This window comes from Bradyrhizobium sp. CCBAU 51753 (genome assembly GCF_015291565.1).
Taxonomy (GTDB): Bacteria; Pseudomonadota; Alphaproteobacteria; order Rhizobiales; family Xanthobacteraceae; genus Bradyrhizobium; species Bradyrhizobium ivorense.
Genome location: NZ_CP030037.1, coordinates 5,728,281 through 5,743,066, shown reverse-complemented (window position 1 = coordinate 5,743,066; position 14,786 = coordinate 5,728,281). Strand labels below are relative to the sequence as shown.

The following is a 14,786-nucleotide window of genomic DNA, read 5'->3' as shown; positions in this document are numbered from 1 at the left end:
AGAGGCGAGGATGACGATGAAGCAGAGTCTGGGATTGGGTTGCGCGCTGCTGGGCGCGATCGGATTGATCAGTGCGGCTGATGCCGCCGAGCAGATCACCTTCGTCTCGCAGGGCGGCGCCTATCAGCAGGCGCAGACGGTGGCGATCCTCGATCCCTCCGCCAAGAAGCTCGGCATCACCATCAACCAGGACTCCATTCCCGACGCCTGGCCCGCGATCAAGACCCAAGTCGGCAGCGGCAAGCCGATCTGGGACGTCGTCGACACCCCGACCGGCAACTGCCTGCGTGGCGGCGAGCAGGGGCTGATCGAGAAGCTCGACTTTTCGAAGATTCCAAACGGCGCGGCGATGCCGGAGGCCTATCGCAGTCCCTATTCGGTGTCCTACGAGTTCTATTCAAGCGTGCTGTCCTACAGCCAGAAGACCTTCCCGAAGGACGCGCCGAACAGCTGGGCCGATTTCTGGGACGTCAAGAAGTTCCCCGGCCGCCGCGCGCTGCGCAACCATCCGTTCGCGACGCTCGAGGCGGCGCTGATGGCCGATGGCGTCGCGCCGGACAAGCTCTATCCGCTCGATGTCGACCGCGCCTTCAAGAAGCTGGAAGAGATCAAGCCGCACATCACGGTGTGGTGGACCTCGGGCGCGCAGTCGGCTCAGTTGCTCAACGATGGCGAGGTCGACATGGAGATGGCCTGGAACGGCCGCGTCAGCGCGGTCGCGAAGGAGGGCGCCAAGGTCGCCTTCACCTACAACCAGGGCATTTTGCAGAGCACCTCGCTGTGCATCCTCAAGGGCGCGCCGAATCTGGAAACCGCGGTGAAGTTCCTCAACGAGGCCGTCGATCCCGTGCACCAGGCCAATCTGCCGCTGCACATTGATTATGGTCCGGGCAACCCCAAAGCGTTCGAGACGGGCGTGATCAAGCCCGAGCGTGCCGCGCAATTGCCGAGCGAGCCGGCCAATGCGGCGAAGCAGGCACTGATGTCCTACACCTGGTGGTCCTCTCCGGCCGGCGAAGCCGCCGAGAAGCGCTGGGCGTCGTTCATGCAGAAGTAAGGCGAGGCAGCGTTGACGACATCCGTGCCAGATCCCGCCCAGAAGCATCAGCGCCGCGAGCACGGCCTGATGCTGGCATTGGTGTCGCCGGCGTTGCTGGTGATCCTGGCTCTGATCGTGCTGCCGGTCGGCTGGCTCGCCTGGCAGTCGATCTATCATGACGGCTTCACGCTTGAGAACTATCGCCGCGTCTTCACAGAAGACGTCTACTGGCGCAGCTTTGCGCTGACCTTCGAGATCAGCTTTGCGGTCACGGGAATCGCGTTGCTGCTCGGTTATCCCGTGGCCTATCTTGCCAATTCGGTGCCGAAAGGGTGGACCATCCTCATCCTCTCGCTCGTGGTGCTGCCGTTCTGGACCAGCGTTCTTGTCCGCGCCTATGCCTGGTTGGCGCTGCTGCAGCGCACCGGCGTGATCAACCAGTTTCTGCGCTATCTCGATGTGATCTCCGAGCCGCTTGCGCTGGTCCACAACACCTTCGGCACGGTGGTCGCGACCGTGCACATCCTGCTGCCGTTCATGGTGCTGCCGCTCTACGCCACCATGCAGAAGATTCCGAGCGATCTGATGCAGGCCGGCGCCAGCCTCGGCGCGAGCCCGTCGCTGACCTTCATGCGCGTGTTCCTGCCGCTGTCGCTGCCGGGCGTGCTTGCGGGCTGCACCATGGTGTTCGTGCTCTGCCTCGGCTTCTACATCACGCCGGAGCTGCTCGGCGGCGGCCGCACCGTCATGGTGTCCATGCTGGTGAGCCGCAATGTCGAGCTCTACAACCAGTTTGGGGCTGCGAGCGCGGTTGCCGTGGTGCTGCTCCTCTGCGTGCTCGCGATCTTCTTCGTCGTCAGCCGCTTCATCTCGCTCGATCGCGTGCTGGGGCAGAAATGATGCGCGCCTCACCCGCACGGATTGCCCTCTACGTGATCAGCGCGCTGGTGCTGGTCTTTCTGATCATCCCCGTCCTGATCATCGCGCCGATCTCGTTCTCCAGCGCGCGCTTCCTGACCTTTCCGCCGCCGTCCTTCTCGCTGCGCTGGTACCAGCAATATTTCTCGAACTCCGCCTGGATGCAGGCGACGCGGGTGACGCTCACGGTCGCGCTGCTGACCGTCGTGATCGCGACTCCGTTCGGCGCGGCCGCGGCCTACGCCATCAGCCAGTCGAAGCTGCGGATCATGCGGCTGATCCACATGGCGCTGCTGCTGCCGCTGGTGGTACCGATCATCATCACCGCGGTCGGCATCTTCTTCGTGTACGCCAAAGTCGGCCTGGTCGCGACCATGCCCGGCCTCGTACTCGCGAACGTGATGCTGGGCCTGCCCTATGTCGTCATCTCCGTGCTCGCCGGCCTGCAGAGCTTCGATCCCGCGCAGGAGATGGTGGCGCGCAGCCTGGGCATGAACCGCCTGCGCAGCTTCTTCGCGGTAACGCTGCCTCAGATCAAGTCCAGCGTGGTCGCCGGGGGCATCTTCGCGTTCATCTCGGCCATGGACGAGACTATCATCGCGCTGTTCATCTCCGGCGGCCAGTACCAGCCGTTGACCAAGCGCATGTTTACTGCGCTTCGCGACGAGATCGATCCCACGATTGCAGCGATATCGACGTTAATGACGGCGGCCTCCTTTATGCTGGTGCTGGCCGCAACTGCACGAGAGAAAGGCAACGCGTATGGCAAATCCATGGCCGATGACGCGCTGTAGCGTAACCACGAGAAGAGGCGGGCTTTCGGGCCCACCAAGCGGAGCTCGGTCAGAAGGAGCTGCACTTCGATCGAAAAATGAGTTCGGGATTGTTGCCGCTTGTTGAAGATGCTGTACCACATCGAATAACGTTCGGGACGCATGGCATCCCTCAGTCAGATCGCAGGACCGAATGTCGGTATCGGTGGTTGCGCCTCCCCGCAACGAAGAGAATGAAAAAAGCAAGCAATCAATTAACTGCTTGGGTTTCGTTTTTCAGTCTGAGCCGCGCATTAACAAATCCAATTGCTTGGCCCGGTAGGTTCAGATCAACCCGCAACCAATTGCGGACCGCGAAGCGTCACGGGCGATTGGTGCCACTGGCGTAGGTCCTGATTACCAAGGAGGGGTTGACGCGTTGCATCATCTCTTCAATTCCGAAGGTTGGTTCGTCTGGCAATGCCGTGCGGCCCGAACTAAGTGACGAAGGCGATGAAGCGCGGCTCTGGCTGCAATGTGATCGATAAGGTCAGCTCGTCGGGCGCTTTGAAACGCCCACGGACCTGTTCAACAGCTGCTTTTCAAGGTCTCTTGTACTTCCGCGCAGACACTGCGCGCATGATGGCGCCCTCCATGCGTCTTGAGCGTGCGGAAATCCACGGTCAATGCGAAGGCGGCTTGTACGCTGGATCGATCAACGCTCTACCGAGCGCACTGACCATGGCGGCCGCTTCATGGTCTCCGCGATCATCTAGGATTTGGTAAAGCGTCTCCATTCTCTCTCGGAATGCCCGCAAGAGCGATGGATCGCGCTCGCACAAAGCACCTGCAATACACAGCACCAAAGCTTCTGTACCCATCTTGATCTGGGCTATGGCATCAGCAGCCATTGCTCCCTCCCGCGTACTCGCCCCTCTTTTTTCAGAAACGCCCAGCCTTGCTCTCTGTTCCCCTGACGGCTCGCACGACCTGCGCGGTGCCACAAGGTTCCTGGAACACCACTGCCCGACACAGAGCGCGGCGGGACCCGCGAAAGCCCGGATATAGATCACAGGTAAACTCGGATCATGCTCTCGGCGGTGCTCTGCGATCTGCCACCGTCCATTTTCTCCGGACGCGCCACGTGGGTCAGCAGGGCATCTGCAGATCGCCGCTCCCATGAGCTCAGCGCCTCCTCGCCATTAGCGGCCTGGACGACGTCGAACCCTGTTTCACGAATAGCATCGACGACTAACTCGCGGACGATAGGTTCTAGACGAGAAGGAGCCTCAATTTGCTTGAATTGCGCTTTACATACGACGTTGAGGTCTACGAACGAGCCGAACGCTAAAAGCCAAGGTGGTGGTCGACGGGCTTGCGGCGCACCGTAGCGCAAGGGTGGGGCCTCTCCCAAGGTGGGGCTACCGCCGCATCTAAACGGTTGAGATCGGCCGACGGGGAGCCGTCCTTGGCTCCGTCAGAGCCTCTTCATGGCGACGGCCAGACAAGTGGCCGTCTTTCCCTATAGCGAATACCTGCAGTTACGGCATCGGGGAAAGTCGATGCCGCGGCATTTCCGATCGCACCTGCAGAGCACGCGCAGCACGGGTGCGGGATCTCTTCCAGCAGGCACACGAAAAGGTAGCGGCAATCATCTTATCGACGTGCTGGTCGGCGGGCCCTGCAGCTGAATTAATCGTGTTGGTCGTCTATCGACGGGAGTGGCCGACGATCTGCGCCAGGTGACGACACCGCGCGGAGCATGGTGCTAAGCTATCGAATAGGCAGCTTCGGTCCTCGATCAATGTACTTGTCGCCGCCGTGCTGGGCTCGCGAAATTGTTTGCGTCACATCGTGGTTCTAGACCCCTTTTAGTCAACGAGTTACTTGAACTCGCTCCGAACGGTTCTAATTCATTGTATAGCCGAACCGAGCTTCGGCTAATTGGAGCACGACAAAACAAGCAAGCGCGCGGAGCGCTTAAGAAGTTGAGGAAAGGGACATGAGAAAGCTTGCTCTTGCAGTCGTCGCGGCGGCAACGCTCCTCATTGGATCGGTTGCCCCTGCTTCGGCCGCTCATTGGCATCACCATGGCTGGGGCGGTCCGGGAATTGGGCCCGGACTTGCTCTCGGATTGTTCGCCGGAACACTGGCGGCTGCCACAGCACCCCCGGTCTACTATGGACCGGTCTACGGCCCACCACCCTACTACTACGGCCCCCCGTACCGGGTGGTTCGCTACTATCGGCCGGTTTATCCGTTCTGGTACTGGTGATGACAACAAGGCTCGGCCCCCGCCGGGCCTTCTGTCGAGGTCTGCACGCATGCATCCAGCGTCCGACCGAGCAGCCGAGTAACACGACGCTGACTGCTGAAACCAAGCTCGTCCTCTCCGGTTGTTCCGGAGACAACTCGAGCTTTATGCATGACCAAAAAGAGCCGATTCAACGTCGCCTACGCGATTTTTGCCCTCTGTGCGCTGTTCTTCATCGAGTACGCGGTGGTAACGGCGAACAGGATCGCCGTTATCCCCTACAGCGAGTACCAGCAACTGCTCCGCGACGGAAAGGTTGACAGCGTCGGCATCTCCGATCGCTCCGTACAGGGGATCCTGAAGGAGCCGCTGCCTGGAGGTCAGAAGCAATTCATGACCACGCGCGTCGACCAGGACGTGGCACAGGAGCTTGAAAAATACCACGTGCGTTTCACCGGGCAACTCGAGAGCACGTTCGTTCGCGACCTGCTCTCATGGATCGTGCCGGTTCTGCTGTTCTTCGGCATCTGGTGGTACATCGGCCAGCGCATAGCACAAGGCGGGGGTCTTGGCGGCGGGCTGATGCAAATCGGCAAGAGCAAGGCCAAGATCTACGTCGAATCCAACACCGGCATCACCTTTGCTGACGTTGCTGGGGTCGACGAAGCCAAGGACGAACTTCGGGAGGTTGTCGATTTCCTGAAGAACCCCACCGACTATGGCCGGCTCGGTGGTCGCATGCCCAAAGGCGTGCTGCTGGTCGGGCCGCCCGGAACCGGCAAGACGCTACTGGCGAAAGCGGTGGCTGGCGAAGCCAGGGTGCCGTTCTTCTCAATCTCGGGGTCGGAGTTCGTCGAAATGTTCGTCGGCGTCGGTGCCGCGCGCGTGCGGGATTTGTTTCAACAGGCGCACGAAAAGGCGCCTGCGATTATCTTCATCGACGAACTCGACGCTCTGGGCCGGGCCCGCGGCATCGGCCCCTTTGCCAGCGGACATGACGAGAAGGAACAGACGCTGAACCAGCTCCTGGTCGAACTCGACGGCTTCGATTCCCGTTCAGGCCTTGTCATCCTGGCCGCGACCAACCGGCCGGAAATCCTTGATCCCGCTCTGCTGCGGGCGGGCCGCTTCGATCGCCAAGTGCTGGTGGATCGCCCGGACAAGAAAGGCCGCATCGAGATTCTCAAGGTTCATATGAAGAAGGTGCGGGTCGCGCCTGACGCGGCGGCGGACGCTGTCGCCGCACTGACACCAGGGTTTACCGGCGCCGACCTCGCCAATTTGGTCAACGAGGCGGCCCTTCTGGCGACAAGACGCGGTGGCGATTCCGTGAGCATGAGTGACTTCAACAATGCCGTCGAGCGCATGATCGCCGGCCTGGAAAAGCGCAATCGACTGCTCAATCCCAAAGAGCGGGAAATCGTCGCGTATCACGAAATGGGCCACGCGCTGGTCGCGCTCTCGCTGCCCGGCGTCGACCCGGTGCACAAGGTCTCGATCATCCCTCGGGGGGTCGGCGCCCTCGGATACACCATTCAACGCCCTATTGAAGATCGCTTCCTGATGACCAAGGAGGAGCTCGAGAACAAGATGGCGGTCCTGCTGGGCGGCCGAGCGGCGGAATCGATCGTCTTCGGTCACCTCTCAACGGGGGCGGCGGATGACCTGCGCCGCGTCACGGACATCGCCCGCAGCATGGTGACGCGCTACGGCATGTCGGAAAAGCTCGGCAGCGTCGCCTATGACCGCGACCCCGGCAATTTCCTGGCGAATGCGGACCGGCCTTATCCGGTCCGTGAGCGTGATTATGCGGAGGAAACCGCCGCCGCTGTCGATCGCGAGGTCAAGGACATTGTCGATCGCATTCTTGAGCGGTCCGAAGGCATATTGACGACGCGCCGTTCGATCCTCGACCGCGCGGCCCAGAAGCTCCTGGAAAAGGAAACATTGGAGCAGGGCGACATCGACGCGCTGATCCGGGAGATGCCCAAGGAAAGCCTGCGGGCGGTTTAAACAGGATTGTGCAGATCGGCAGACTGCCGCGCGCTCAACTAGTGCTGTCCTTCTCAATGCCTTGGCGCGGCCCAGCCGTGTTCTCGTGTGAAGAGGGCGCGTGCGAGACCAGGGCCGGAGGCTGCGGCTGGGAATGGACTCGCTGGCTGTCTTGTACAGGATGGTGCTCGATATAGAGCTGGCCCGCAAGCAACATGATGCCGGCACACACGAGCGCAAGGCTAGCAGTCATCAGATCTCGATAGTCGTCCATCTCCGTCACAACCCGGTTGACCGAGCAGACAACGTCTGCATTCGCAGCTCGGTTCCAGAATATGAACGCACCTGTCTTTCGCAGTTTACTTTGCTGGGACGCTGGCCTGGAGTGGCGGTGCTGATTTCGCCGCCTCACGCGATCTCGTCGGCTCCGCTGGACTTGAAGGCGAGCCGGTCGCTGCGGGTTGGTCTTCCGCCTTGTCGATCCGGCCGCACGACATCGGCCTGGCAAGACGAAATGCGATTGCAGTGCCGGGTATCGGATCTTCGCCCGCTCGCCTGATGAGCCCACGCGCCGCGAGATGCTTCAAGGCAAGTGCCAGTTCGTTTGCGCGCCCAACCATGCCGGTGCTGGCGGCCAGGCTCTCGAGCGTCATGGCTCGGCCATCACGGCCGTGGCGTTCGAACGCTGCAAGTAGCCTGTGCTCGATCTGCTGGAGGTTCGTTGAGGTCCAAGTTTCCATGGCTGTCTTCCGAAATCTTGTGCGTCGAAGTTGTCAAACAGCACTGGTTGGCCGGCCAATGGAGGCAGGCTCCCTCGTCGCGCGGAACGGGCCGCGCGGCGAGAAAGGATCGCCGGGCAAAGGCCTAGGCCATCTGCTTGTGCTCGAGCTTCTGGTTGTCGTTGCCGGCCTTGATCGGAACCTGGCGCGGCTTCATGGCCTCAGGGACCTCACGGATAAGCTCGATCTTGAGCATGCCGTCCACGAGGGAAGCGCCCTTCACCTGGACGTATTCGGCCAGGTTGAACTGCCGCCGGAACGGGCGGGACGAGATTCCCTGGTACAGGAACTGATGGGGGCCCTTGTCGGCCTTGCGGCCCTCGACGGTCAGCACGTTCTGCTCCGCCGTGATGGTCACCTCGTCGGGGGAGAAGCCGGCCAGAGCGAGCGAGATCTGATAGTGGTCCTCATCCGTCCGCTCGATATTGTAGGGCGGATAGTTGTCGCCCGTCCATTGGGCGGAATCTTCGAGCAGATCGAACACGCGATCGAAGCCAACGGTCGATCGCCAGAGCGGGCTGAAGTCAAAGGTGGTCATAGCCACATCCTCCTTTCGAGCAATATGGTTACGAGCGCACGGACACCGTATCCGGCGCCCGATAACCGGGTCCTCAGAAGGCACCCGGAGCAGCGCACCGAGCGCGCTGCACTCTTGGAATTAGAACGGGCTCGGTCAGTTTCAAGGCCTGATGTCGGGCGCGCCCAAGTCGAGAACCACGCCCAAATCGAGTACCAAGCAAAAAGGAACTACACTTCCGCCGTGCCTGGCCACGGCTCGACGAAGCTCGAGGGACTTCACATCCTGCCACCGACCGCCGGCTTCTCAATGCCGGGCGTACGTGCGATCTGCTCGGCGAGGTGGTCGGCCAGCAGGCGCACCCGGGAGATGCCCGTCCGCTCGGGTACGAGCAGCATGTTCAGCGGAACCGGAGGCGGGGAGAAGTCAGGCAACACCACTTCGAGCTTGTTGGCAGCAATGAGATCCTCCACGAGCCATAGGTGCGCGGGCGCTATCCCGCGTCCCGCGGCCAGCGCTTCTCGCGCGGCGAGTCCATGATCGACGCGCAAATGGCCACCGAACGGCACCACGTTGCGGCCGCCGCGGCGACCATGGAGTACGAGCAGATCGCTCCCTGCGATGTTGGACATCCTGACACCTTCGTGGCCGACCAGCTCGTGCGGGCTTGCTGGCTTGCCGCGGGCGGCGAGATAGTGAGGTGCGGCAACGAGCACGCGCCGGGATTGGCCCAGGGCTTTCAGCTTCATCGAGCTATCACCGGGTGGCCCGAGCCGGATGGCGATATCGACCCCTTCGCGCACGAGGTCGATCCGTTCATCGGTGAAGCTGAGATCAACCACGATGTCAGGGTAGCGATCCTGAAACGCGAATATGAAACGGCTCACGTGCAGCACGCCGAAGGCCGCGGTGCACGAGATGCGCACTGTACCGGCTGCCGCGCCGCGTGTGCTGCGCGCCTCCTCGCCCGCCAGATCGACCTGGCGGAGGATCTGGACACAGTGGCGATAGTAGCGCGCCCCCTCTTCAGTCATTGTCACCCGGCGCGTGGTTCTGCTGAGCAATGCCACGCCGACCGCGTCCTCCAGCTCCCGCAAATGGCGCGTCACCGTGGACTGGCCGACTCCCAGTTCGCGCGCGACCGCGGATAGATTGCCCCGTTCGGCGACCCGGACGAAGCTGCGCATACGCTCCAGCGTGACTTCTGATTTATCCATTTTTCGGCATAATCCTATCCATTGTCTGCATCTACCGGATCGCGGCTTCGCGTGCCACCTGATCAACGTCACTCATCAGGAAGTGCTGTCATGAAAGTGTTGATTGTCTTCGCCCATCCGGAGCCGCGCTCGCTGAACGGCGCGCTGCTAGACGTCGCTGTCAGGGAGCTCAGGCGGCTCGGCCACGATGTGCAGGTGTCTGATCTGTATGCCCGGGGCTGGAAATCGGAGGTCGACCGGGCCGACTTTCCGTCGTTGGCCCAAGGTGAGCAGCTCAAGCCGGCCGCGGCCTCCAAGCAGGCTTTTGAGGCCTCCACGTTGACCGGCGACGTGAGAGCCGAGATCGAAAAGCTGCTGTGGGCGGATGTCCTGATTCTGCAATTTCCGCTGTGGTGGTTTTCGATGCCGGCGATCCTCAAGGGCTGGGTCGACCGGGTGTTCGCCTACGGCTTTGCCTACGGGGTCGGCGAACATAGCGACAAGCGGTGGGGCGATCGCTATGGCGACGGAACCTTGAAGGGCAAGCGCGCGATGCTGGTCGTGACCGCCGGCGGCTGGGAAGAGCACTATTCCAGTCGCGGCGTCAACGGGCCGATCGACGACCTGCTCTTTCCCATCAATCACGGCATTCTCCACTATCCGGGTTATGACGTCCTTCCGCCGTTCGTGGTCTATCGGGCGGACCGGCTCGACCATTCCGGTTTTGCGCCGATTGCCGAAGCCCTGCGCGAGCGGATGCGCGCGCTCGCAACCGCAGCGCCCATTCCGTACCGGCGACAGAATGGTGGCGATTACCTGATCCCGAGCATGCAGCTCCGCGCCGGGCTCGAGGGGCCAGGGGCAAGCGGATTTGCGCTTCACCTCGATCGGGCGGGTGGCGCCGGGCGGGACGGTAAGCTCCACTCGTTGGGCTCGTCTCCTCGTCCTGCCGGCGGTGCCGGTACGGTGGTCAATGATCTTGCGAAATGAGGACGATTTTTCCGACTAATGGCTAGTCGAAATGGGGAACAACCCATTCGCTTCGCAGTTCTTTTGGCGCCGCCGGCCTGAGTGTCGCTGGGCGCCCTTTGGGCCCAACCAAGGTCAGGCAACCCGGCGGGTCGTACCATTTTGCTCCATGGAGGATTTGGATATGAAAGCCACCTGTCCCTTCACCTTGCAGTCCACCGGTCTCGCTCACCTCGGTGGGCTCGCGCGGTTGCATCTTCCCTTTGGCAGCCCGTTCGAACTCAAGAGCGGCTTTGGCTTCTGAAGGAGGGCAAGTCATGTCAATCAAGTCAGCCCTGCCTGCCATCCATTCGGAAGCCGCCTTGTCCCGGTATCTGCAAGAGATCCGTCGCTTCCCGCTGCTCGATGCATCCGAAGAAGTGATGTATGCGAGGCGTCTTCGGGATTCTGGTGATCGCGAAGCTGCCTACCGGCTCGTGACAAGCCATCTGCGACTGGCTGCCAAGATCGCGCTGAAATATCGGCGCTATGGATTGCCCATCGCCGACCTCATCTCGGAAGCCAACGTCGGATTGATGCTGGCCGTCAAGCGGTTCGACCCTGAGAAGGGATTTCGCCTGGCGACCTATGCCGCTTGGTGGATCAAGGCGTCCGTGCAGGAATTCGTCTTGAGATCGTGGTCGCTGGTCAAGCTCGGCACAACCACGGCGCAAAAGAAGCTGTTTTTTAACCTTCGAAAGCTGAAAAGACGCCTTGGTGCGCCGGACGATGGCGAGCTTTCGCCGGAGCTGGTGAAGCAGATCTCTGACCATCTTCAGGTCAAGGAAACCGACGTCGTCGAGATGAACGGGCGGATCCGTGGCGACATGACACTGAATGTTCAGCTCAGTGACGAAGAAGGCGAACAGTGGCAGGACAGAGTCGCCGATTCATCTCCTGATCCTGAAACCCTGCTCGTTGAGGCCGGAGATCGAGAACGGCAGAAGGCCGCACTCTCGGAGGCGCTGAGTGCGCTTTCTCCGCGAGAACGCACCATCGTCGAAGCCCGTTACATGGCTGAAGAGCAAAGAACGCTTGACGATCTTGCCAATACCTTCGGTATCTCTCGTGAGCGTATCCGCCAGATCGAGCAGCGTGCGTTGAAGCGTATCAAGCAGATGCTCTGCGCACGCCTTCCGGAGCTTGAGGCTGCTTCAGCGAGCGCATACTAGAAGCAAACAGAAGCCGCTGGCCGGCTGCTGATCGATGGATCAGCAGCCGGTGCAGATATCAGGCACGATGATCTCCGCCGAGAAATCACGGTTCTTACGGCCATCGGACCTTGTTCTTGCGGGCTTGCCCGCGGGCTGGCCGCTTTGATCGCTGACAAGCTGCTTAACGGTGGCCTCGGGGCTTCGCACTGCTCGCGACGAATCCGCTTCTTTCGCCTGCAGCGAAACCACCATCCCGAGCAGAGCAGCAAGTACCATTAAGCTCCGCATCGCTGGTTACCCTCCTTTTCGACGATGCTCCAATTTGCTGCGCAGAGTTGTTCTGCAGCCGAGACAACATCTCGGTTTGATGGTCTCAATTTTCAACGTGCGGCGAGTGACTCTGGACGTGGGGAAATACTCCGGGTTGCGAGCCGCAAACGATATCGACGAGCCGGCCTTCGCCGCAAAAAAAAATTGCTTCCTTCCTCTTGAAAGTAGAACCCTCGCTCCTAGGTGGATTTTCGCCCGGGGGCCGTTATGGACCCGGTTTTGGACATCGCTGAACCTACCCAAGGAGGATGTGCATGCATTTCCGTCCCTTGCACGATCGCGTGCTCGTGCGACGTCTCGACGCCGAAGAGAAAACCGCCGGCGGCATCATCATTCCAGACACCGCAAAGGAGAAGCCGCAGCAGGGCGAGATCGTCGCCACTGGCCCCGGCGCACGCAACGAACAGGGCCAGCTCGTTCAACTCGACGTCAAGCCCGGTGACCGCGTCCTGTTCGGCAAGTGGTCTGGTACAGAGGTCAAGATCGACGGCGAGGAATTCCTGATCATGAAGGAAAGCGACCTTCTGGGTGTCATGGACGAGGCGGGCACCCTCAAGAAGGCAGCATAGTGCGCTGACAGTCATAGAGGAAAGGAGAGATCAAAATGGCTGCCAAGGACGTGAAGTTCGCAACCGAGGCCCGAGAGCGCATGCTGCGGGGCGTCGACACACTGGCAAACGCGGTGAAGGTCACACTCGGTCCGAAGGGGCGCAACGTCGTGATCGAGAAATCGTTCGGCGCGCCACGCATCACCAAAGATGGCGTGACCGTCGCCAAAGAGATCGAACTGGAGGACAAGTTCGAGAACATGGGCGCGCAGATGGTGCGCGAGGTCGCATCAAAGACCAATGATCTAGCGGGCGACGGCACCACGACCGCGACCGTGCTCGCTCAGGCCATCTTCAAGGAGGGCAGCAAATCCGTCGCCGCCGGCATGAACCCAATGGATCTGAAGCGGGGCATTGACCTGGCTGTCGACGCCGTCGTTTCCGACCTCAAATCACACGCCAGGAAAATCACCTCCAATGACGAAATCGCCCAGGTGGGTACGATCTCGGCCAATGGTGACACCGAAATCGGCCGCTTCCTGGCCGACGCCATGAACAAGGTGGGTAATGAGGGCGTGATTACCGTCGAGGAGGCCAAGAGCCTGCATACCGAACTCGAAGTGGTCGAGGGCATGCAGTTCGACCGCGGCTACATCTCGCCATACTTCGTCACGAACACCGAGAAGATGCGCGTCGAACTCGAGGATCCCTACGTTCTGATTCATGAGAAGAAGCTGTCCGGCTTGCAGACCATGCTGCCGCTGTTGGAGCAGGTCGTTCAGTCCGGTAAGCCGCTCCTGATCATCGCGGAGGACATCGAAGGTGAAGCGCTTGCGACATTGGTCGTCAACAGACTGCGCGGCGGACTGAAGGTCGCGGCCGTCAAGGCGCCGGGCTTCGGTGACCGTCGCAAGGCCATGCTGGAGGACATCGCGATCCTGACCGGTGGCAATGTCATCAGCGAGGACCTCGGTATCAAGCTGGAAAAGGTCACAGTAAAGATGCTCGGGCGCGCCAAGAAGGTGGTCATTGACAAGGACAACACCACCATTGTTGGGGGCGCGGGCGCCAAGAAGGATATCGAGGCGCGCGCCCAGCAAATCAGGCTCCAGATCGAGGAGACGACCTCCGACTATGATCGCGAAAAGCTGCAAGAGCGCCTCGCCAAGCTTGCCGGAGGCGTCGCAGTGATCCGTGTGGGTGGTGCAACGGAGGTCGAAGTCAAGGAACGCAAAGACCGTGTCGACGACGCGATGCATGCTACTCGCGCGGCGGTGGAGGAGGGGATTCTCCCCGGAGGCGGGGTTGCCCTTCTGCGTTCTCTCAAAGCGCTCGATGGCATCAAGACGGCGAACGCCGATCAGAAGGCCGGCATCGACATCGTTCGCCGCGCCATCCAGATGCCGGCTCGGCAGATCGTGCAAAACGCCGGCGAGGACGGCTCGCTGGTTGTCGGCAAGCTTGTAGAGCACCAGAGTTACAACTGGGGCTTCAACGCGGCGACTGGCGAGTACGAGGACCTGGTGAAAGCCGGTGTGATCGATCCCGCCAAGGTCGTCCGCACCGCCTTACAGGACGCCGCGTCGGTAGCTTCGCTGCTGATCACCACCGAGGCACTCGTAGCCGAGAAGCCGAAGAAGGCTGAACCAGCTCCGGCAGCTCCCGCCATGGACTTCTGAACAATAGAACCCGGCCGATCACGGCCGGGCTCGACCAATGAGAGGAGAGAAGACCGCTTCCAAAGACGGAGTCGCCCATGAACAAGTCTCATCGTCGTCAGCTCAGGATGAGGCAGGACGCGATCCACCGGTTCATGTTCTACCTGAGCTTTGTCACCATTACCTGGATCTGTTTTCGAACGATTGGAGGAGTATAGATGCTGAGCCATCACCGTACGTTCTCCGCCCGAACGGAGACCAACCGCAATCTGCGGCGACGCCTGCTCTCTCTCGTAGTGGGCAGCGCAATGTCCCTGACCGCCTTCGGTGCTTACGGTGTGGAAAGCCCGCCGAGAGCCGAGGTCACACAGGGCGCCTTCACGGGACTGCCACTACCGCCAATCCCGTATCTCGAGACGATGCCGTGGCTGAAGTGGCAGCCTGCGGCGGCAACGATGAAGATCGACATCTTGCTGCCGCCGACCTCCGCGCCGACCGGTATTTGGCCGCAGCCGACCCCCCGTCCCGCCGGAGTGGCGGCGACAAGCTGAACGTCAGTGAGCGGCCTGCGAAGGCCGCTCGCTCGCTTATGCAAGGTCGTCGAGAGCGAGCGACAATCATGTCCGGACCGAATTCGGCGA

General features: G+C 61.2%; 15 protein-coding genes. 9 read left to right on the top strand and 6 right to left on the bottom strand.

Annotated elements, in window-relative coordinates; translation table 11 throughout:
• Positions 1 to 10: 10 nt before the first annotated feature.
• The 3 genes from XH93_RS26180 to XH93_RS26170 all read left to right on the top strand — a co-directional run bounded on the left by XH93_RS26180 (position 11) and on the right by XH93_RS26170 (position 2,751).
• Complete coding sequence (locus tag XH93_RS26180; RefSeq protein ID WP_194469703.1) at positions 11 to 1,057, top strand: ABC transporter substrate-binding protein; 1,047 nt, start codon at positions 11 to 13, stop codon at positions 1,055 to 1,057.
• Positions 1,058 to 1,126: 69 nt separating this feature from the next.
• A complete protein-coding gene (locus XH93_RS26175) occupies positions 1,127 to 1,939 on the top strand; it encodes an ABC transporter permease (protein WP_194475339.1) in 813 nt (270 codons plus the stop codon).
• Complete coding sequence (locus XH93_RS26170; RefSeq protein ID WP_194469702.1) at positions 1,936 to 2,751, top strand: ABC transporter permease; 816 nt, start codon at positions 1,936 to 1,938, stop codon at positions 2,749 to 2,751. The genes XH93_RS26175 and XH93_RS26170 overlap by 4 nt, the downstream gene beginning before the upstream one ends.
• Before the next feature lie 641 nt (positions 2,752 to 3,392).
• Here the strand turns inward: XH93_RS26170 and XH93_RS26165 are convergent.
• Together XH93_RS26165 and XH93_RS26160 are read right to left on the bottom strand one after the other, a co-directional pair.
• Positions 3,393 to 3,620: a hypothetical protein gene (locus tag XH93_RS26165; protein WP_194469701.1), complete on the bottom strand. Its 228-nt coding sequence runs from the start codon at positions 3,618 to 3,620 to the stop codon at positions 3,393 to 3,395.
• A 158-nt stretch (positions 3,621 to 3,778) separates the two neighbouring features.
• Positions 3,779 to 4,105: a hypothetical protein gene (locus XH93_RS26160; RefSeq protein WP_194469700.1), complete on the bottom strand. Its 327-nt coding sequence runs from the start codon at positions 4,103 to 4,105 to the stop codon at positions 3,779 to 3,781.
• A 1,029-nt stretch (positions 4,106 to 5,134) separates the two neighbouring features.
• On the opposite strand from XH93_RS26160, the gene ftsH reads away from it, so the two are divergent.
• Positions 5,135 to 6,976, top strand: a complete 1,842-nt coding sequence (gene ftsH, locus XH93_RS26155) for an ATP-dependent zinc metalloprotease FtsH (protein ID WP_194469699.1) — start codon at positions 5,135 to 5,137, stop codon at positions 6,974 to 6,976.
• Positions 6,977 to 7,314: 338 nt separating this feature from the next.
• Here ftsH and XH93_RS26150 read toward each other — a convergent pair whose 3' ends face one another.
• The 3 genes from XH93_RS26150 to XH93_RS26140 form a co-directional block, all read right to left on the bottom strand.
• The gene (locus XH93_RS26150; protein WP_139861582.1) at positions 7,315 to 7,695 is read right to left on the bottom strand and encodes a hypothetical protein; all 381 of its coding nucleotides are present in this window, start codon (positions 7,693 to 7,695) and stop codon (positions 7,315 to 7,317) included.
• 124 nt (positions 7,696 to 7,819) lie between these two features.
• Positions 7,820 to 8,272, bottom strand: coding sequence for an Hsp20 family protein (locus XH93_RS26145; protein WP_139861581.1), 453 nt, complete (start codon positions 8,270 to 8,272; stop codon positions 7,820 to 7,822).
• Positions 8,273 to 8,529: 257 nt separating this feature from the next.
• Positions 8,530 to 9,468 (bottom strand): LysR family transcriptional regulator, encoded by a 939-nt coding sequence (locus XH93_RS26140; protein WP_194469698.1) that lies wholly within the window; start codon positions 9,466 to 9,468, stop codon positions 8,530 to 8,532.
• 90 nt (positions 9,469 to 9,558) lie between these two features.
• Here XH93_RS26140 and XH93_RS26135 point away from each other — a divergent pair, with 90 nt between their 5' ends.
• Together XH93_RS26135 and rpoH are read left to right on the top strand one after the other, a co-directional pair.
• Positions 9,559 to 10,437 (top strand): NAD(P)H-dependent oxidoreductase, encoded by an 879-nt coding sequence (locus XH93_RS26135; RefSeq protein WP_194475338.1) that lies wholly within the window; start codon positions 9,559 to 9,561, stop codon positions 10,435 to 10,437.
• Between the two features lie 296 nt (positions 10,438 to 10,733).
• The gene (rpoH, locus tag XH93_RS26130; RefSeq protein ID WP_194469697.1) at positions 10,734 to 11,627 is read left to right on the top strand and encodes an RNA polymerase sigma factor RpoH; all 894 of its coding nucleotides are present in this window, start codon (positions 10,734 to 10,736) and stop codon (positions 11,625 to 11,627) included.
• Between the two features lie 39 nt (positions 11,628 to 11,666).
• Here rpoH and XH93_RS26125 read toward each other — a convergent pair whose 3' ends face one another.
• Positions 11,667 to 11,885 carry a hypothetical protein gene (locus XH93_RS26125; protein ID WP_194469696.1) on the bottom strand — a complete coding sequence of 73 codons (219 nt, stop codon included), beginning with the start codon at positions 11,883 to 11,885 and terminating at the stop codon, positions 11,667 to 11,669.
• A gap of 308 nt (positions 11,886 to 12,193) precedes the next feature.
• Between XH93_RS26125 and groES the strand changes: the two genes are divergently transcribed.
• The 3 genes from groES to XH93_RS26110 all read left to right on the top strand — a co-directional run bounded on the left by groES (position 12,194) and on the right by XH93_RS26110 (position 14,696).
• Complete coding sequence (gene groES / locus XH93_RS26120; protein WP_172628135.1) at positions 12,194 to 12,508, top strand: co-chaperone GroES; 315 nt, start codon at positions 12,194 to 12,196, stop codon at positions 12,506 to 12,508.
• 35 nt (positions 12,509 to 12,543) lie between these two features.
• Complete coding sequence (groL, locus tag XH93_RS26115; RefSeq protein ID WP_194469695.1) at positions 12,544 to 14,166, top strand: chaperonin GroEL; 1,623 nt, start codon at positions 12,544 to 12,546, stop codon at positions 14,164 to 14,166.
• A gap of 197 nt (positions 14,167 to 14,363) precedes the next feature.
• Positions 14,364 to 14,696, top strand: coding sequence for a hypothetical protein (locus XH93_RS26110; RefSeq protein WP_194469694.1), 333 nt, complete (start codon positions 14,364 to 14,366; stop codon positions 14,694 to 14,696).
• Positions 14,697 to 14,786 lie beyond the last annotated feature (90 nt).